This is a genomic window from Streptomyces lothianensis (genome assembly GCF_047779955.1).
In the GTDB taxonomy this organism is placed as follows: domain Bacteria; phylum Actinomycetota; class Actinomycetes; order Streptomycetales; family Streptomycetaceae; genus Streptomyces.
The window spans coordinates 74,390-92,690 of the sequence record NZ_JBLMKT010000057.1 but is presented as its reverse complement, the minus strand read 5'-3'; the positions used below and the strand labels follow the sequence as shown (position 1 = coordinate 92,690).

Annotated in this window: 18 protein-coding genes and 1 riboswitch; of the genes, 13 read left to right on the top strand and 5 right to left on the bottom strand. The window is 71.9% G+C overall.

What is annotated here, in order from left to right; genetic code table 11:
* Positions 1-41: 41 nt before the first annotated feature.
* A complete protein-coding gene (locus tag ACLF6P_RS20160; protein WP_415951944.1) occupies positions 42-596 on the top strand; it encodes a TetR/AcrR family transcriptional regulator in 555 nt (184 codons plus the stop codon).
* Positions 597-650: 54 nt separating this feature from the next.
* Here ACLF6P_RS20160 and ACLF6P_RS20155 read toward each other — a convergent pair whose 3' ends face one another.
* The 4 genes from ACLF6P_RS20155 to ACLF6P_RS20140 all read right to left on the bottom strand — a co-directional run bounded on the left by ACLF6P_RS20155 (position 651) and on the right by ACLF6P_RS20140 (position 4,669).
* Positions 651-974 carry a DMT family transporter gene (locus ACLF6P_RS20155; protein ID WP_415951970.1) on the bottom strand — a complete coding sequence of 108 codons (324 nt, stop codon included), beginning with the start codon at positions 972-974 and terminating at the stop codon, positions 651-653.
* A gap of 231 nt (positions 975-1,205) precedes the next feature.
* Entirely contained in the window at positions 1,206-2,216 is a 1,011-nt protein-coding gene (gene rsgA, locus ACLF6P_RS20150; RefSeq protein WP_415951943.1) for a ribosome small subunit-dependent GTPase A, read from the bottom strand.
* Between the two features lie 12 nt (positions 2,217-2,228).
* Positions 2,229-3,593: a 3-phosphoshikimate 1-carboxyvinyltransferase gene (gene aroA / locus ACLF6P_RS20145; RefSeq protein WP_415951942.1), complete on the bottom strand. Its 1,365-nt coding sequence runs from the start codon at positions 3,591-3,593 to the stop codon at positions 2,229-2,231.
* A 260-nt stretch (positions 3,594-3,853) separates the two neighbouring features.
* Positions 3,854-4,669, bottom strand: a complete 816-nt coding sequence (locus ACLF6P_RS20140) for an SOS response-associated peptidase (protein WP_415951941.1) — start codon at positions 4,667-4,669, stop codon at positions 3,854-3,856.
* A gap of 48 nt (positions 4,670-4,717) precedes the next feature.
* Here ACLF6P_RS20140 and ACLF6P_RS20135 point away from each other — a divergent pair, with 48 nt between their 5' ends.
* The 8 genes from ACLF6P_RS20135 (at position 4,718) to def (ending at position 12,565) form a co-directional block, all read left to right on the top strand.
* A complete protein-coding gene (locus ACLF6P_RS20135) occupies positions 4,718-5,440 on the top strand; it encodes a M50 family metallopeptidase (protein ID WP_415951940.1) in 723 nt (240 codons plus the stop codon).
* Positions 5,441-5,528: 88 nt separating this feature from the next.
* The gene (locus ACLF6P_RS20130; protein WP_415951939.1) at positions 5,529-6,173 is read left to right on the top strand and encodes an alpha/beta hydrolase family protein; all 645 of its coding nucleotides are present in this window, start codon (positions 5,529-5,531) and stop codon (positions 6,171-6,173) included.
* A gap of 234 nt (positions 6,174-6,407) precedes the next feature.
* Positions 6,408-7,076, top strand: coding sequence for a sigma-70 family RNA polymerase sigma factor (locus ACLF6P_RS20125; protein ID WP_415951938.1), 669 nt, complete (start codon positions 6,408-6,410; stop codon positions 7,074-7,076).
* Positions 7,073-7,384, top strand: coding sequence for a mycothiol system anti-sigma-R factor (gene rsrA, locus ACLF6P_RS20120; protein ID WP_415951937.1), 312 nt, complete (start codon positions 7,073-7,075; stop codon positions 7,382-7,384). The genes ACLF6P_RS20125 and rsrA overlap by 4 nt, the downstream gene beginning before the upstream one ends.
* Before the next feature lie 361 nt (positions 7,385-7,745).
* On the top strand, positions 7,746-9,116 hold the full coding sequence (locus ACLF6P_RS20115) for an HD-GYP domain-containing protein (RefSeq protein ID WP_415951936.1): 1,371 nt from the start codon (positions 7,746-7,748) through the stop codon (positions 9,114-9,116).
* A 194-nt stretch (positions 9,117-9,310) separates the two neighbouring features.
* Complete coding sequence (locus ACLF6P_RS20110) at positions 9,311-10,567, top strand: HD-GYP domain-containing protein (protein WP_415951935.1); 1,257 nt, start codon at positions 9,311-9,313, stop codon at positions 10,565-10,567.
* 217 nt (positions 10,568-10,784) lie between these two features.
* Entirely contained in the window at positions 10,785-11,765 is a 981-nt protein-coding gene (locus ACLF6P_RS20105; RefSeq protein ID WP_415951934.1) for a tetratricopeptide repeat protein, read from the top strand.
* Between the two features lie 158 nt (positions 11,766-11,923).
* The gene (gene def / locus ACLF6P_RS20100) at positions 11,924-12,565 is read left to right on the top strand and encodes a peptide deformylase (protein WP_415951933.1); all 642 of its coding nucleotides are present in this window, start codon (positions 11,924-11,926) and stop codon (positions 12,563-12,565) included.
* Positions 12,566-12,591: 26 nt separating this feature from the next.
* On the opposite strand, the gene ACLF6P_RS20095 is transcribed toward def, so the two are convergent.
* Positions 12,592-13,560: a helix-turn-helix domain-containing protein gene (locus ACLF6P_RS20095; protein ID WP_415951932.1), complete on the bottom strand. Its 969-nt coding sequence runs from the start codon at positions 13,558-13,560 to the stop codon at positions 12,592-12,594.
* A 94-nt stretch (positions 13,561-13,654) separates the two neighbouring features.
* On the opposite strand from ACLF6P_RS20095, the gene ACLF6P_RS20090 reads away from it, so the two are divergent.
* From ACLF6P_RS20090 to ACLF6P_RS20075, 4 genes are all read left to right on the top strand, one after another.
* Positions 13,655-13,846 (top strand): hypothetical protein, encoded by a 192-nt coding sequence (locus ACLF6P_RS20090; RefSeq protein WP_415951930.1) that lies wholly within the window; start codon positions 13,655-13,657, stop codon positions 13,844-13,846.
* A 42-nt stretch (positions 13,847-13,888) separates the two neighbouring features.
* Entirely contained in the window at positions 13,889-14,392 is a 504-nt protein-coding gene (locus tag ACLF6P_RS20085) for a GNAT family N-acetyltransferase (RefSeq protein WP_415951929.1), read from the top strand.
* A gap of 49 nt (positions 14,393-14,441) precedes the next feature.
* A riboswitch (cobalamin riboswitch) is annotated at positions 14,442-14,564 on the top strand.
* Between the two features lie 132 nt (positions 14,565-14,696).
* Entirely contained in the window at positions 14,697-17,150 is a 2,454-nt protein-coding gene (locus ACLF6P_RS20080) for a ribonucleoside-diphosphate reductase subunit alpha (protein WP_415951928.1), read from the top strand.
* Positions 17,150-18,199 carry a ribonucleotide-diphosphate reductase subunit beta gene (locus tag ACLF6P_RS20075; RefSeq protein ID WP_415951927.1) on the top strand — a complete coding sequence of 350 codons (1,050 nt, stop codon included), beginning with the start codon at positions 17,150-17,152 and terminating at the stop codon, positions 18,197-18,199. The genes ACLF6P_RS20080 and ACLF6P_RS20075 overlap by 1 nt, the downstream gene beginning before the upstream one ends.
* The last annotated feature ends 102 nt before the right edge of the window (positions 18,200-18,301 follow it).

Below are 18,301 nucleotides of genomic sequence, written 5' to 3'. Positions count from 1 at the left end.
GTCAACGCTCGCTGTAAGAGCTCGGCAGGGGGAGGCGAACCATGCCCGCACGGGATTCCTTGCTCGACGCCGCGTACGAGGCGCTCCGGCACAAGCCCTGGCGGACCGTCCGGATGGTCGATGTGGCGGCCGCCGCGGGGGTCTCGCGGCAGACCCTGTACAACGAGTTCGGTTCCAAGGACGGCCTGGCCCGCGCCCTCGTGAGGCGCGAGACGGACACGTATCTCGCGGGCGCCGACCGGGCGCTTGCCGAGGGCGGACTGTCCTCGCTCGCCGAGTGGACGGTGGTCGCGGCCCGTTCCAACGCGCTGGTGCACGCCCTGCTCACCGGCTGCTGGTCCCCGAGCCTGCCCTCGCCCCCGCTCGCCGCGGTCCCCTCCGCCTCGCCGCTGCCGGCCCAGCGCCGGGCCGCCGGTCCGCTGCCCTCGCCGGGGGAACTGCTCGCGCTCGTACGGGACCGGGCGGCCGCCTTCGCGGCCTGGACGCGCCAGGACTGCGACCTCGCCCTGCGCCTCGCGCTCTCGTGCGTGCTCGCGCCCGCGGGAGACGGGGGAGTGCGGCGCCTGGTACGCGAGACGCTGGGGAGCACGGCGTAGGGGCTCCGCGCCACCACGGCACCCGCCTGCGGGGCACCCGCTGCGGCGGCACCCTCAGTGCGCGCCCCCCGAGAGCTGCAGCCCGATCACGCCCACGATCACCAGCGTGATCGACACCAGCTTCAGCGTGGACACCACATCACCCAGGAAGACCATCCCGTAGATCGCGGTTCCGGCCGCCCCGATCCCCGTCCACACCGCGTACGCCGGACCGACGTCGAGCCGCTTGAGGGACAGGGTGAGCAGGCCGAAGCTGGAGAGCGCGAAGGTGCAGAAGGCGACCGTCGGCCAGAGCCGGGTGAACCCGTGGGACAGCTTGAGGGACACGGCGAAGCCGGTCTCCAGGAGTCCGGCGACGATGACCAGCAGCCACGCCATGGTGTACGCCTCCAGGAACTCGGTGACCGCGTCGTCGGCCTTGCTCGGGGTTGGTTGGTGCGTTTCGCTCAGGGCTCGGGTGCGATTATGCACTTACCGAGACGCCATGTGCGTAAACAAGGTTGCGCCGAAGATCGTGGCGTACGCCCCGCCCCGAGCCGCTGGCCCGGCCCCGAGCCGCTCGCCCCGCGCTGAAGCCGCACGCAGAACCCACGGTCCGGCTGCGCCGCCTCAGTCCCCTTCGCGCCGCTCGCGCGTCGCGAGCAGCCGGCGCAGCGAGTAGAGGCGCGCCGGGTCCGCGTGGCCCTCCTCGACCCAGGCGTCCAGGGCGCAGTCGGGTTCGTCGTGGCTGCAGGCGCGCGGACAGCCCCCGGTGCCGGGCTCCAGGTCCGGGAAGGCGTGGATCACCCGCGAGGGGTCCACGTGGTGCAGCCCGAAGGACCGTACGCCCGGCGTGTCGATCACCCAGCCGTCCGCGCCGTCGAGCGGCAGCGCGAGCGCCGAGGTGGTGGTGTGCCGGCCGCGGCCCGTCACCGCGTTGACATGGCCGGTGGTGCGCTTGCGGTCCTCCGGTACCAGTGCGTTCACCAGCGTCGTCTTGCCTACACCGGAGTGCCCGACAAACGCCGTCGTACGCCCGGCCAGAAACTCCCTCACCCGCTCGGCCGCACCGCCGTCCTCCAGCTCCTGACGGCTGGTGATCACATGGGGGAAGTCGAGCGCCCCGTAGGACTCCAGGATCGTGTCCGGCGGCGCGAGGTCCGCCTTCGTCAGGACGAGCAGCGGTTCGAGCCCGGCGTCGAACGCGGCGACCAGGCAGCGGTCGATCAGGCGCGGCCGCGGCTCGGGGTCGGCGAGCGCCGTGACGATGGCCAGCTGGTCGGCATTGGCGACGACCACCCGCTCGTAGGGATCGTCGTCATCGGCGGTGCGGCGCAGCACGGAGCTGCGCTTCTCGATCCGTACGATCCGCGCGAGCGTGTCCTTCTTGCCGGACAGATCGCCGACGAGCGCCACCCGGTCGCCCACGACAGCGGCCTTGCGGCCCAGCTCACGGGCCTTCATGGCGACCACGATCCGGTCCTCGACCAGGCAGGTGAGCCGCCCGCGGTCCACGGTGAGGACCATGCCCTGGGCCGCGTCCTCGTGCTTGGGGCGGATGTTCGTCCGCGGCCGGGTGCCCTTGCGGCCCGGGCGCTGGCGGATGTCGTCCTCGTCGGTGTGCTTGCCGTAGCGGCGCATCGTGCTGGTCCCCTACGCCCCGGCCGCCTCTGCGGTCCCGGCCGCCCCTGCCGCCGCGTGCGTTCCGGTCAGCATCCCGGTCCACAGGGCCGGGAAGTCGGGCAGGGTCTTGGCGGTGGTCGCCACGTTCTCGATCTCCACACCCTCCACGGCCAGACCGATCACCGCACCCGCCGTGGCCATCCGGTGGTCGTCGTAGGTGTGGAAGACGCCGCCGTGCAGCGGGCGCGGGCGGATGTGCAGACCGTCGGCGGTCTCGGTGACATCGCCGCCCAGTTCGTTGATCTCCTTGGTGAGCGCGGCGAGCCGGTCCGTCTCGTGCAGGCGCAGATGCGCGACACCGCGCAGCGTGGACGGGGAGTCGGCGAGGGCCGCGACCGCCGCGATGCCCGGGGTCAGCTCGCCGACCTCGCCCAGGTCGATGTCGATGCCGTGGATCCGGCCGGAACCGGTGAACACCAGGCCCTGCTCAGTCAGTTCGCAGCTGCCGCCCATCTCCGTGAAGATCTCGCGCAGCGCGTCACCGGGCTGGGTGGTGTGCGCGGGCCAGTCAGGGATGGTCACCCGGCCGCCGGTGACCAGGGCGGCGGCGAGGAACGGCTGGGCGTTGGACAGGTCCGGCTCCACCACCAGGTCGCGGCCGAGCAGGGCGCCCGGTGTGACCCGCCAGACGTTCGGCTCGCCGCCCGTCTCCGGCTCGTCCACCTGCACGCCGACCGCGCGCAGCATGTCGACGCTCATCCGGATGTGCGGCATCGACGGCAGCCGCTCGCCGGTGTGCCGGACCTCGACGCCCTGGTTGAAGCGGGCGCCGGAGAGCAGCAGCGCGGAGACGAACTGGGAGGAGGACGAGGCGTCGATCTCGACCGTGCCGCCGTCGAGCGCGCCACCGCCGTGCACGGTGAGGGGCAGCGCGCCCCGGCCGCCGTCGTCGATCCGGGCGCCGAGCGCGCGCAGGGCGTCGATCACGCCGTGCAGCGGGCGTTCGTACGAGCGGGGGTCGCCGTCGAAGCGGATGTCCCCGTCGGCGAGCGTGGCGACGGGCGGCAGGAAGCGCATGACCGTGCCCGCGTTGCCCACGTCCACCGTGGCCGGGCCCGCGAGCCCCGCGGGGATCACGCGCCAGGCCTCGCCCGAACCGTCCGGGCCGACGCCCTCCTCGATGCCGACGCCCAGAGCGCGCAGCGCCCCCGCCATCAGCACCGTGTCGCGGCTGCGCAGCGGGCGGCGGATCCAGCCGGGCTCGGCGGCCAGGGCGGCCAGGACGAGCGCGCGGTTGGTGACCGACTTGGAACCGGGCACATGAACCGTGCTGTCGACGGCGCCGCTCGCGAGCGGGGCGGGCCAGAGGGGGCTGTGCGCGGGGGTTTCGGTCATGCGCCCACTTTAATGGGGTGCCGACGGGCGGGTTGTTCCGTGCCACCCGCTGGGACGGGTCCCGAGTGCCCGAGCGCAGACCTGCGGCGGACGCGCTAGTGCCGCATCAGGGAACCTTTGCCCCGTCGCGACGCCCGGCACGCACTCTCGCCGCACGTGCCGAAAGCCCGAGTACGTCCAGTACGAGGACTTCCGGCCCGCACGCCGAGAGCACGCACCGGACGCCGCTCCTTGACGGGCAAAGGTTCCCTGACGCGGCACTAGAACAACGTCCCCTCCTCCGGCCCCTCCAGCTCCTTCAGCAGCTCCGGGCCGTTGTTGCGGACGTTGCTCACCGCCGTCGAGACCGGGTACGCCCGCATCAGGCCCTCCGGCGGCGGGTCCAGGAGCGGGCGCAGCTCGTCCATGTCCGTGCGCGCGGGGTCGAGCCAGGCGTCCCAGCGGTCCGGGGTGAGCATCAGCGGCATCCGCGGATGGATGTCCGAGAGTGACTGCGGCCCCTCCGCGGGGGCGACCCCGAGCGGACCGGTCTCCGCCTCCGTGGTGATGACCGAGCAGGTCACCCACCAGGCCAGCGGATGATCGTCGGCGAGCGTACGGTCCCGCCAGAACTCGTACAGGCCCGCCATCGCGAAGACCGAACCGTCCGCCGGCAGCACGAAGTACGGCTGCTTGCGCGGCCGCTTCTTCTTCCCCTCGACCTCCAGATCGCGCTCGGCCGCCGCGGTGACCCACTCGTAGTAGCCGTCCGCCGGGATGATGCAGCGCCGCGAGGCGAAGGCCTTGCGGTACGAGGGCTTCTCGTGCACCGTCTCCGCCCGCGCGTTGATCATCCGGGCGGCGCCCTCCGGCGACTTCGCCCAGGACGGCACGAGCCCCCACTTGAGCTTGCGCAGCTGGCGAACCGGTTCACGGGATTCTGCGTCTTTGAGGGGACGGTCGAGTACGACGTAGACCTCCTTGGTGGGGGCCACGTTGTAGTCGGGCTCCAGGGCCTCCTCGGGCTCCCACTTCTCGACCTCGAAGATCGTCGCGAGGTCCTCGGGCTTACGACTCGATGCATACCGTCCGCACATACGTGCCACACTGCCAGACCTTGCCGTCCGAAGGAGCCCGGTCCCGCCATGCAAAGCCTCGCCGCCTCGTCTCTGGCCGGTCTCTGGGACCGCGTGTTCGGCACCCAGCCCGATCCCGAGCAGTGGCTCGTCGTCGTCACGGGTGTGGCGGCGCTCGCGGTGATCCTGCCGCACCGGCTGTGGGTGATCTCGCGCAACGCGATCACCATCGCGCACGAGGGCGGGCACGGGCTCGTGGCGCTGCTCAGCGGGCGCAAGCTCGAAGGGATACGGCTGCACAGCGACACCAGCGGACTCACCGTCAGCCGCGGCAAGCCGCACGGCATCGGCATGATCCTCACGGCGGCCGCTGGTTACACCGCGCCGCCGCTGCTCGGACTCGGCGGCGCCTGGCTGCTCGCCGCGAACCACATCACGGCGCTCCTGTGGCTGGCGACGGCGCTGCTCATCGCGATGCTGGTGATGATCCGCAACGTGTACGGAGCGGTCACGGTGATCGTCACGGGCGGCGCCTTCCTGCTGATCTCCTGGCTCGCGGACCCGCAGGTGCAGGCGGCGTTCGCGTACGCGGTCGTCTGGTTCCTGCTGCTCGGCGGGGTGCGTCCGGCGTTCGAGCTGCAGTCGAAGCGGAGGCACGGGGGTGCGCCGGACTCGGACGCGGACCAGCTGTCGCGGCTCACGCACGTACCGGCCGCGCTGTGGTTCTTCCTCTTCCACACGGTGTCGCTGGCTTCGCTGGTCGGCGGCGGGCGCTGGCTGCTGGGCTGGTGAGCGTTCCGGGCCGGTGAGAGTTCCGGGCCGGTGAGCGCTCCGGAGTGGTGACTCCCGGCCGGATCCCCGCCCGTACGAAGATGAGCGGGTGAGCAAGCAGAAGACACAGACCGTGGCCACCGACGCGGGCGAGGCCCGCATCACCTGGCATCCCGCCGACAACCCCGACCTCGTCCTCGCCGTGAGCCATGGCGCCGGCGGCGGGATCGAGGTCAGGGACCTGCGGGCGCTGGCCGAGGAGCTGCCGGCGCACGGCGTCACCGTCGCCCTTGTGGAGCAGCCCTGGCGCGTGGCCGGGAAGAAGGTGGCGCCCGCGCCGAAGATGCTCGACACCGGCTGGCGCGGCCTCTGGCCCGCCCTCACCGGGCCCGGCCTGCCCGTGATCTCCGGCGGCCGCAGCGCCGGGGCCCGCGTCGCCTGCCGTACGGCGAAGGAACTGGGCGCCGCGGCCGTACTCGCCCTGAGCTTCCCGCTGCATCCTCCGGGCAAGCCCGAGAAGTCCCGCGCCGACGAACTCCTGGACGCGGGCGTCCCCACCCTCGTCGTCCAGGGCGGCAACGACCCCTTCGGCAAGCCCGCCGAGTTCCCCGAGGGCACGTACGAGCTCACCGAGATCCCGTACGGCGACCACAGCTTCGGCGTGCCCAAGCGCGCCGAGCTCGGCCAGGACGAGGCAGTGGCCCTCATCACGCGGTCCGTCACCGGGTGGATCAAGCGTCTGCGGGAATGCTGAGCGCTCCACGGAGGTTGTGCGAGGCGTCGGCAGACGCCGGCACATGACGAAGTGGAAGGTGTTCGCCTGATGGGTTCTGTCGCCTGCCCCAGCCGCGCCGGCGCTTCCGCCACGGAGCGGCAGTCCCTGACCACGGTCAGGACCGCCCCTGTTCGGGCGGCGGGCGGACGGGTTGGTCGTCTATCCTCCGATTCGGGCAGGGCCGGTATCGGTTCTGCGACGCAGTTTGAGGAGGTGGGTCCGGTCACCGGTACCGACGAGGGCCACACGGAGGAGACCGCAGCGGAGTCGACGGCACAGCGCAACGCCCGCTTCGAACGGGACGCGCTGGAATTCCTCGACCAGATGTACTCCGCCGCGCTGCGGATGACGCGCAACCCCGCGGACGCGGAGGACCTGGTGCAGGAGACGTATGCCAAGGCGTACGCGTCCTTCCACCAGTTCCGTGAGGGCACCAACCTCAAGGCGTGGCTGTACCGCATCCTCACGAACACGTTCATCAACTCGTACCGCAAGAAGCAGCGCGAACCCCAGCGCAGCGCCGCCGAGGAGATCGAGGACTGGCAGCTCGCGCGCGCCGAGTCCCACATGTCCACAGGGCTGCGCTCCGCCGAGTCGCAGGCGCTCGACCACCTGCCGGACTCGGACGTGAAGCAGGCGCTGCAGGCGATCCCCGAGGAGTTCCGCATCGCCGTGTATCTGGCGGATGTAGAGGGCTTTGCGTACAAGGAGATCGCCGACATCATGGGTACACCCATCGGTACGGTGATGTCCCGCCTGCACCGGGGACGGCGCCAACTGCGGGGCATGCTCGAGGACTACGCCCGCGACCGCGGTCTCGTGCCCGCGGGCGCGTCGGACGCGAACAACGCGACGAACGGAACGAAAGGCTCGGGATCATGAGCTGCGGAGAGCACCACGAGACGGAGTGCTCCGAGGTCCTGGACCATCTGTATGAGTTCCTGGATCACGAGATGCCCGATTCGGACTGCACCAAGTTCGAGGTGCACTTCGAGGAGTGCTCCCCGTGCCTGGAGAAGTACGGTCTCGAGCAGGCCGTGAAGAAGCTGGTCAAGCGCTGCTGCGGGCAGGACGACGTGCCCGCCGACCTGCGGGCCAAGGTCATGGGCCGGATCGACCTGATCCGCTCGGGGCAGGCCGTGCCGGATCACGAGCTGCCGGTTTCGGCGGACCGTCCGGCCGAGGCGTAGCTCCGGACCCGTCCGTCGGCGGATCGGTCCCGTTCACCGGCGAATCCGCCTCCCATAGCACAGAGATGACCGGCCGCGGCTGTCCTTCGGGGCAGCCGCGGCCGCCTGTCACCCGTTGGCGCTAATCCGCGCCCCCGTGACCGGCCTCTTGTGCCGATCCGCCTCCCTCGCCACCAGCCGCCGCCCTATTCTCCGGATCCGGTCCGAATGTCGTACGGGCGTGAGCGCCGGTGTCGTACGGGCGTGAGTACCCATGCCGTACGGGCGTGCTCATGCCGTACGGGTGTGGCGTGCGCGTCGCCCCTTGGGTGCACGCCGCGGCATCGGTCCGGCACGGTCACATCACGGGGAGGAGAAAGCCATGCGGCCGCTTCCTGTCCCGGCGCGCCTGCTGATCGCTTCGGTGGCGCTCGGGTCGGCGGCGTGCGTCCTCCCGGTCGCCGGGCTGCCCGGCATCCGCTGGGGCGCGGTCGCACTGCTCGCCGCGCTGTACGCGCTGTGCGAATGGCTCACCCGTTGCCCCCTCCTGGGCGAGAAGGCACCGCGTTCGATGGGCGCGTTCTTCCCCGTACTGCTCGCCGCCGTCTTCCTGCTCCCGGCCCCCGCCGCCGCGCTCACCGCCGTGCCGGGCGCGCTGCTCGGCCGGGTCGAGCAGCGGCCGGTCGCGCCCCGCCGGATCTGGCGCGCGGGGCAGCTCGCGCTGGCCTGCCATGCGGCCGGCCAGGTGCACCGGGCGCTCGGCGGTCCCGCCTCGCTCGGCACGGGCGGCACCGCCCCCGACTTCCCGTACGCCCTGCTGCCCGCCGCCGCGGCCGCCGGTGCCTTCTGCCTGGTCCTGGCCCTGCTCGACGGCATGATCCTCACGGCGGCCGGCCGTCCGGAGCGCAGGCTCACGGGCCTCGTACACGGTGCGGGCGGCCGTTTCGCCGGATCGCTCGCACCCACCCTGGTGCACGGGCTTGCGGGCCTGATGATGGCGGTCCTCTGGGTCAGCCCGTACGGCCCCGTCGCCGCGCTGCTCGTCCTGCTGCCCATGTACGTCTCGTACTGGGTCTTCGAGCAGTACCACCGCGAACGCGGCGCCCACCAGGCCACCATCCGGGCGCTCGTCCAGGCCGTGGACATCAAGGACGAGTACACCCGCGGGCACAGCGAACGGGTCGGCAAGGCCTCCGTGCTCATCGCCCGCGAACTCGGCATGCCCGACGAGCGCGTGGAGGTGCTTCGCTTCGCCGGCATCCTGCACGACGTCGGCAAACTCGGCGTGCCCACCCGGCTGCTGCGCAAGGACGGCCCGCTCACGCCCGAGGAGCGGCGGATCATCGAACTGCACCCCGAGTACGGGCACGAGATGGTGCGCGGCATCGGCTTCCTCGGCGAGGCGCGCAGCGCGATCCTGCACCACCACGAACGGCTCGACGGGACCGGCTATCCGTACGGGCTCGTGGGACACCAGATCCCCGAGTTCGCGCGGCTCGTGGCCGTCGCCGACGCCTTCGACGCGATGACCTCGACGCGCTCGTACAGCCGGGCGCGTCCCGTGGCGAAGGCGCTCGCCGAGCTCAAGCGCTGCGCGGGCAAGCAGTTCGACCCGCAGATGGTGCGGGCCCTGGTGCGCGCCCTCGACCGCCACGGCTGGCACCCGAACGTCACCTCCGACGAACCCCCCGGCCGCCTCCCGGCCCCGCGCGGACGCCCCGCCAACCCGACGGCCACGGGGACGGCGCCGTGAGGGGCGCGGGCGGTGCGGGTGGTGCGGGCGGTAGGAGTGACCTGAGCGGTGCGGCCGGGCGGCGGGCGCAGGGGGCGGCGACGGGACGGGCGCGCGGCGGGGCGACAGTACGCGGCGGGGCGACAGTACGCGGCGGGGCGACAGGAGGTGCGCACGGGGCGGCGGCCGGGCACGGGCGGCGGTTCGGCTCGCCCGTGAGCGTGCTCGCGGCGGGCTCGGCGGGCGTGCTCGCGGTGGCGGGCATCGGGTACACGGCCTGGTACGGCCTCGCGGAACGCGGTACCGCCCTCGCCTTCGGCCTCCTCATCGCCATCGGCGAACTGGCCCGCTGGGGCGGCCGCGGCACCCCGCGGGCGACCGGGGCACCCGGCGGCGCGGCGGCACGCGAACCGGCGCCCCTCGGCGCCGCCGGAGCGCTCGCCTACGCGCTGCTCGGCGAGAGCGCCGGCTCACCCACCCACCACGGCGTCCTGCAGACCGTCGCCGTGGTCGCGGCGGCGACCCTGGCGGGGATCGTGCCGCATGTCGCGCGCGGCCGCGGCCCCGGCCTCGACCATCTCGTACGGCGGATCCTCGCGGTCGGCTTCGCCGCCGTCTGCTTCCAGCCGCTGTACAACTCCGGCGAGCTGCGCGCCCTCGTCGGCATCGGACCCTGGTACGCGGTGTGGCTCGTCGCCGTGCTCGTCCTCACCGCCCTGTTCGACGCGGTGCTCTCCGCGGCCCTGCTGCGGACCCGCACCCGCTGGCCGTACGGCCCGGTCCTCCGCGACGAACTGCGGGCCCTCACCGGCATCGGCTCGGCCGTCGGGGCGAGCGGGGCCGTGATGGCGCTCGCGGTGGCCGTCGCCGGGCTCTGGGCGCTGCCGGTGTTCAGCGCGCCGCTGCTCCTCACCCAACTGGCCTTCCGCCGGTACGCGGCCGTCCGCACCACCTACCGCCAGACGATCACCTCCCTGGCCCGCGCCACCGAGATCGCCGGCTACACGCCCCCCGGCCACGCCCGCCGGGTCGCGGCGCTCAGCTGTGCGATGGGCCGCGACCTGGGCCTTTCCGAGGCGGACCGCACCGTTCTCGAATACGCGGCCCTGATGCACGACATCGGCCAGCTCTCCCTCGTCGACCCCGTCCCGGCGGGCGCGACCGCGCTGCTGCCCGCCGCCGAACAGCGCCGGATCGCCATGCTCGGCGGCGCGGTCGTACGGCAGACGGGCGTCCCCGCGGATGTGGCGGTCGTCGTGGAACGCCAGGCGGATCCGTTCCGCGAGCAGCCGCTCACGGCCCGCATCATCCGCACGGCCAACGCCTACGACGAACTCACCCACACCGCGGGCCCCGCCGGCCCCCTCACCGCCCTGGAACACCTCCGCCTGGCCACCGGCCACGACTACCACCCGAGGGTGGTGGAATCCCTGTCCAGGGTGGTGGGCGCCATCACTCCGGCCGGCGTTTGAGGCGATCCGGCCGAAGGACGGATGCGGGATCCGGAACCAACAGATGCGAGGTCCGGAACCCATGGACGCGGGGTTCGGAACGAAACGGGTGCGGCCCCGAGGGACCGGGTAACCCATGGGTAATGAGCGGCCCCCCAACCTGGCATGGTTGGATGCGAATGTACGCAGAAACGGCACGGCAAGACGGCGCCCAGGACACCGACCGCAGGCAGGAATCGTGAGGATCTTCGGCAAGGGACGGCACCGGCCCTCCGCCTCATGGCGGCAGGCCACCGACCGTGCGTTCACGCTCATCGGCGACGGCCGCTACGAGGACGCCGGCGCGCTGCTCACGCGCGCCGCGGACCTCGAGCCGTGGCTGTCCGAGTCCTGGTTCAACCTGGCCCTGCTGCACAAGTTCCGCCACGACTGGGAACAGGCAAGGGCCGCGGGCCTGCGCGCCGTCGCGCTGCTCGACCGCGAGACCGGCGCCCCCGACTGGTGGAACGTCGGCATCGCGGCCACCGCCCTGCAGGACTGGCCGCTGGCCCGCCGTGCCTGGCAGGCCTACGGTCTGAAGGTCCCCGGCGGCGCCGCGGTCGCGGGCGAGCCGCTCGGCATGGATCTGGGCAGCGCCGCCGTACGGCTCTCGCCGGAGGGCGAGGCGGAGGTCGTCTGGGGCCGCCGCCTGGACCCGGCCCGCATCGAGGTGCTGTCCATCCCGCTGCCCAGCTCGGGCCGCCGCTGGGGCGAGGTCGTCCTGCACGACGGCGTACCGCACGGCGAACGCACCACCGGTTCCGGCCAGTCCTACCCCGTCTTCGACGAGATCGAGCTGTGGGCGCCGTCCCCCGTACCGACCTGGGTGGTGCTCCTCGAAGCCGCCACCGAGGCGGACCGGGACGCCCTGGAGAAGCTTGCCTCCGACGCCGGTTTCGCCGCCGAGGACTGGTCCTCGTCGGTGCGGCTGCTTTGCCGGATGTGCTCCGAGTCCCGGATGCCCTCCGACGAGGGCGACGGCGAGCACCTGGACCCGCACGACCACAGCGAGCCCGGCCACCCCGGACCGCTCGGCCACCGCACCGCGGGCGCCCTGTGGGTGCCGGAGCGCGAGTGCGGGATCGCGGCGCCGCCCGGTCTCGTACGGGGGCTCCTGGACGGCTGGGTCGCCGACAGCCCGGACTCCCGCGACTGGCGCGACCTCGAAGAGGTGTGCTGACCGCGTCCGACGCGATCCGGCCGGGGCCGGACCCGGCCGCTGCCGACCGGACCGGACCGGATCCGGCCGCATCCCGAGGACCGGGGCATCCTGCACTCCGCCGTGCCCGTAGGCTTGGCCCATCACCAGGTGGAGAGTCGAGGAAGGCGTACGACCCCATGACCGAACAGCAGCAGACGGCTGGAGTCCTCCCCGTCGACGACGAGGGATACGTCATCGACTCGGAGAACCCCGAGGAGCGCGAGACCGCGTACCGCGAGCGCGGCACGTCCCGCCCGATCACCGTCGTCGGCAACCCCGTCCTGCACAAGGAGTGCAAGGACGTCACCGAGTTCGACGAGGAGCTCGCGCGGCTGGTCGACGACATGTTCGCCAGCCAGCGCACCGCCGAGGGCGTGGGCCTTGCCGCCAACCAGATCGGCGTCGACAAGAAGGTCTTCGTCTACGACTGCCCCGACGACCAGGGCGTACGGCACGTCGGTGTCGTCTGCAACCCGGTGCTCGCCGAACTGCCCGCCGAGCAGCGGGTCCTCGACGACAACAACGAGGGCTGCCTCTCGGTGCCCACGGCGTACGTCTCGCTCGCGCGGCCGGACTACGCGGAGGTCACCGGGCAGGACGAGAAGGGTAACCCGATCAAGGTGCGCGGCACGGGCTACTTCGCGCGCTGCCTGCAGCACGAGACGGACCACCTGTACGGCTACCTGTACATCGACCGCCTCTCGAAGCGCGAACGCAAGGACGCCCTCCGCCAGATGCAGGAGGGCACCCCGCGCTACGAGGTGGTCCCCAACGACTGACCCCTGCCGGGCCCGCGTCCCCCCGTTCAGGCGGCGCGGGCCGGCGGCCCCTGGAACGTACGCCGATACGCATGCGGCGTGGTTCCCAGCACCCGCAGGAACTGATGCCGCATCGCCGCCGCGTTCCCGAACCCGGCCCGCCCCGCCACCGCATCCACCGTCTCGTCCCCCGCCTCCAGCAACTGCTGCGCGAACAGCAGCCGTTGCCGCATCAGCCACCGGTACGGCGTCGTCCCGGTCTCCTCCTTGAACCGCCGCGCGAACGTCCGCGGCGACATCAGCGCCTTCTCCGCGAGCATCTCGACGGTGATCTCCTCGTCGAGATGCCGGTCCATCCACGCCAGCACGCCGCCGACCGTGTCGCAGGACGTCCGCGGCAACGGCCGCGCCACGAACTGCGCCTGCCCGCCGTCCCGGTGGGGCGGTACGACCATCCGCCGGGCGATCGCGTTGGCGACCTCCGTGCCGTGCTCCTCGCGCACGATGTGCAGGGCCGCGTCGATCCCGGCTGCCGTCCCCGCCGAGGTGATCACCGGCCCGTCGTCCACGTAGAGCACGTCGGGCAGCACCTTCGCCCGCGGATACCGCACCGACAGCTCCTGTACGTGCCTCCAGTGCACCGCGCACTCCCGCCCGTCGAGCAGCCCGGCCGCACCGAGCACGAACACCCCTGAGCAGACGGAGAGCACGCGCGCACCCCGTTCGGCCCCGCGGCGCAGGGCCTCCAGGAGCTCCGGCGGATAGCTCCGGTCCGTGTACGACTCGCCGGCCGGCACGCAGATCAGGTCGGCCTCCTCCAGGCGGTCGAGACCGTGTTCCGTGCGCACGGTGAAGCCCGCGTGCGTGGAGAGCTCGGGGCCTTCCGCGGAGGCCACCGCGAAGTCGTAGACGGGCAGCCCCTCGTCGCTGCGGTCGAGTCCGAACACCTCGCAGACCACGCCGAGTTCGAAGGGGTGCACACCGTTGAGCAGCACTGCGGCGACGTTTTTCAGCATGCCTGCCAGTGTGCCGCGCGACTGGCAGGAAATCGAGGGTGTGCGGCAGTCCTGCCACTGCCCCTTGATCGTCGCGCGCGGCACTGTGGGGGACATGACGACACAGACTCTTCTCGACTGGATCACCGTTCTCGCCTTCTTCGCCCTGCTCGTGGTCCCGGCCGTGATCGGCCACGCCAAGGGCCGCCGGATGGACCGGCAGCTGGCCAGGGCCGAGCGGCGGCCGCTCGGCAACGACGAAGGGACGGGCCACTCGCAGCGCGAGCGCTTCTCCCGCGCCGCGTAATCCGCTTGATCGTCCCCTCCGCCCCGGCGGCACAATGCGGCCATGGACTTCACGATCAGACCCGCACGCCCCGAGGAGTACGAGCCCCTCGGAGACCTGACCGTCCGGGTCTATCTCGCGGACGGCCTCCTCGACTACGGCGAGGAGGACCCGTACATCCCGATCCTCCGCGATGTCGCGGGCCGCGCCGCCACCGCCGAGGTCCTGGTGGCCGTCGACGGCGAACAGCTGCTCGGCGGTGTCACGTTCGCGCTGCACGGCGTGCCGTCGGCGCAGATCGCGCGGCCCGACGAGGCCGAGTTCCGCGGGCTCGCGGTGGCGCACGGGGGCCGCGGGCGCGGGGTGGGGGAGGCCCTCGTGCGGGCCTGCGTCGACCGGGCCCGCGCGGCCGGCTGCGCGGGCGTGGTCCTCTCGACCCAGCACATGATGCACAGCGCTCACCGCATCTACGAACGCCTCGGCTTCGTACGGACCCCGGAACGCGACTGGAATCCGCTTCCGGACCGTGACGATCTGGAGCTGTGGGCGTACGAGCTGAGGCTCTGATCGCCCGCCGACACACAAGATGTGGGCATGGCATCCGCTGCCACCCACAACATGTATGCTCGACCTCGCTGTCGCAGCAGGGGAATCCGGTGAAACTCCGGAACTGACCCGCAACGGTGAACGGGCCCGGAGCCCGCGAAGTCCGAAGACCTGCCGACGGTGCGCCCGGGCCGGACGGCCGGGCGCCGAGACGTCCGGGCCTCGCGGAATGGGCCGGTGGACGCGGAGCGTTGCGCCCTGCCCGCGCACGCCTCGTGCACCCGCCGCCCCCGCTCGGCCCTGTGCCGAGTGAGGGAGTGCATACGTGACCATCGCGCCAGTGGATCCGGCCGCAGCGGGGACCGGCGAGGAGACCGCTGAGCAGGAGCCGGACACGCAGCAGCGGGCCGCTCAGAAGCCGGACGCCCACGAGCCCGCCGACCGCCCCGGCACCGCCCTCCTGCGCACCCTCACCGAGCTGACCGCCGACCTCCCCGACACCGACCCCGGCAAGGTCGCCGCCGCCGCCCTGCGCGGCCGCAGCGCCGCCGCCGACGAGGCCGAGCTGCGCGAGCTCGCCACGGAGGCAGCCGCCGGACTGATCGCCGAGGACCCCGCCTACGCGAAGCTCGCCGCCCGCCTCCTCACCCTGACGATCGCCGAAGAGGCCGCCTCGCAGGGTGTGCGCACCTTCACCGAGTCCGTATCGGCCGGTCACCGCGAGGGCCTGATCGCCGACCGCACCGCCGAGTTCGTATGGGCGCACCACGAGCGTCTCGACGCCCTGGTCGAGGCTTCCGTCGCCGAAGGCGCCGACGACCGCTTCGGCTACTTCGGCCTGCGCACGGTCCACTCCCGCTACCTGCTGCGCCACCCGATCACCCGCAAGGTCATCGAGACCCCGCAGCACTTCATGCTGCGCGTGGCCGCCGGGCTCGCCGCCGACGAATCGGCCGCCGCCGTGGACGAAGTGGCCGCGCTGTACGGCCTGATGAGCCGCCTCGACTATCTGCCGTCCTCACCGACGCTCTTCAACTCCGGCACCCGCCACCCGCAGATGTCGTCCTGCTACCTGCTCGACTCGCCGCTCGACGAACTCGACTCGATCTACGACCGGTACCACCAGGTCGCCCGCCTCTCCAAGCACGCGGGCGGCATCGGCCTCGCCTACTCCCGCATCCGCGCCCGCGGCTCCCTCATCCGCGGCACGAACGGGCACTCCAACGGCATCGTCCCGTTCCTGAAGACCCTCGACGCCTCCGTCGCCGCCGTGAACCAGGGCGGCCGCAGGAAGGGCGCCGCGGCCGTCTACCTGGAGACCTGGCACGCGGACATCGAGGAGTTCCTGGAGCTGCGCGACAACACCGGCGAGGACGCCCGCCGTACGCACAACCTGAACCTCGCGCACTGGATCCCGGACGCCTTCATGCGCCGCGTCGAGGCCGACCAGGACTGGTCGCTGTTCTCGCCCGCCGACGTGCCCGAACTCGTCGACCTGTGGGGCACGGAGTTCGACGCCGCGTACGAGAAGGCCGAGGCCGAGGGCAAGGCGCTGCGCACCATCCCGGCCCGCGACCTGTACGGCCGCATGATGCGGACCCTCGCACAGACCGGCAACGGCTGGATGACCTTCAAGGACGCCGCCAACCGCACCGCCAACCAGACCGCCGAGCCCGGCCACACCGTCCACTCCTCGAACCTGTGCACCGAGATCCTCGAGGTCACGGACGACGGCGAGACGGCCGTCTGCAACCTGGGCTCCGTCAACCTGGGCGCCTTCGTGCTCCCGACCGGCGACCTCGACTGGGACCGCTTGGACGCGACCGTCCGTACGGCCGTCACCTTCCTGGACCGCGTCGTCGACATCAACTTCTACCCGACCGAGCAGGCCGGCCGCTCCAACGCGCGCTGGCGGCCCGTCGGCCTCGGCGCCATGGGCCTGCAGGACGTCTTCTTCAAACTGCGCCTGCCCTTCGACTCGCCCGAGGCCCGCGCCCTCTCGACCCGTATCGCCGAACGCATCATGCTCGCGGCCTACGAGGCCTCCTGCGAGCTGGCCGAACGCGAGGGTCCGCTGCCGGCCTGGGACAGGACCCGAGCGGCCCGCGGCGTCCTGCACCCCGACCACTACGACGTGGCGCTGAACTGGCCTGAGCGCTGGGCGGCCCTGCGGGAACGCATCGCCACCACCGGCATGCGCAACTCCCTCCTCCTCGCCATCGCCCCCACCGCCACCATCGCCTCCATCGCGGGCGTCTACGAGTGCATCGAGCCGCAGGTCTCCAACCTCTTCAAGCGCGAGACGCTGAGCGGTGAGTTCCTCCAGGTCAACGCCTATCTGGTCGACGAGCTGAAGAAGCTCGGCGTCTGGGACGCGCAGACCCGCGAGGCGCTGCGCGAGTCCAACGGCTCGGTCCAGGGCCTGAACTGGATCCCCGAGGACGTACGCGCCCTGTACCGCACCGCCTGGGAGATCCCGCAGCGCGGCCTGATCGACATGGCGGCCGCCCGCACCCCGTTCCTCGACCAGTCGCAGTCCCTGAACCTGTTCCTGGAGACGCCCACCATCGGCAAGCTCAGCTCGATGTACGCGTACGCCTGGAAGCAGGGCCTGAAGACCACGTACTACCTGCGCTCGCGCCCGGCCACCCGGATCGCCCGCGCCGCCGGCTCCGCCCCCGCGGCGGCAGCGGCCCCCATCCCCGTACAGCAGGCGAGCGAAGCCGAAGCCCTCGCCTGCTCCCTGGAAAACCCCGAGTCCTGCGAGGCCTGCCAGTAATGACCGCATCGACCACATCGGCCGCATCGACCGCCGAAAGCCGTGCCGCGAAGAACCTCCTCGACCCGGGCTTCGAACTCACCCTCCGCCCGATGCGCTACCCCGACTTCTACGAGCGCTACCGGGACGCCATCAAGAACACCTGGACGGTCGAGGAGGTCGATCTCCACTCGGACGTCGCCGACCTCGCCAAGCTCTCCCCGGGCGAGCAGCACATGATCGGCCGCCTGGTCGCCTTCTTCGCGACGGGCGACTCGATCGTGGCGAACAACCTGGTGCTCACCCTCTACAAGCACATCAACTCCCCGGAGGCGCGCCTGTATCTCTCGCGCCAGCTCTTCGAGGAAGCCGTGCACGTCCAGTTCTATCTGACCCTCCTGGACACCTACCTCCCCGACCCGGAGGACCGCGCCGCCGCATTCGCGGCCGTCGAGAACATCCCCTCCATCAAGGAGAAGGCCGACTTCTGCTTCAAGTGGATGGACTCGGTCGAGCAGATCGACCGCCTGGAGACCAAGGCGGACCGCCGCCGCTTCCTCCTCAACCTCATCTGCTTCGCGGCCTGCATCGAGGGCCTCTTCTTCTACGGGGCCTTCGCGTACGTGTACTGGTTCCGCTCGCGCGGACTGCTGCACGGGCTCGCCACCGGGACGAACTGGGTCTTCCGGGACGAGACCATGCATATGAACTTCGCGTTCGAGGTCGTGGACACCGTCCGCAAGGAGGAGCCGGAGCTCTTCGACGAGGAGCTGCAGCAGCAGGTCACGGACATGCTGAAGGAAGCCGTCGCCGCGGAGCTGCAGTTCGGCCGCGACCTGTGCGGCGAGGGTCTGCCCGGCATGAACACCGAGTCGATGCGCCAGTACCTGGAGTGCGTGGCCGACCAGCGCCTGACCCGCCTGGGCTTCGCCCCGGTCTACGGCTCGGAGAACCCCTTCTCCTTCATGGAGCTCCAGGGCGTCCAGGAACTCACCAACTTCTTCGAGCGCCGACCCTCCGCGTACCAGGTCGCGGTGGAGGGCTCGGTCTCGTTCGACGACGAGTTCTGATTCGGATCCGTACACACGCCGAACGGCGCCGGATGCCCCCACTGCATCCGGCGCCGTTCGGTTCTCCGTCCCCTGTGTCCGCGGTGGGCCGGCGGGCCCGAT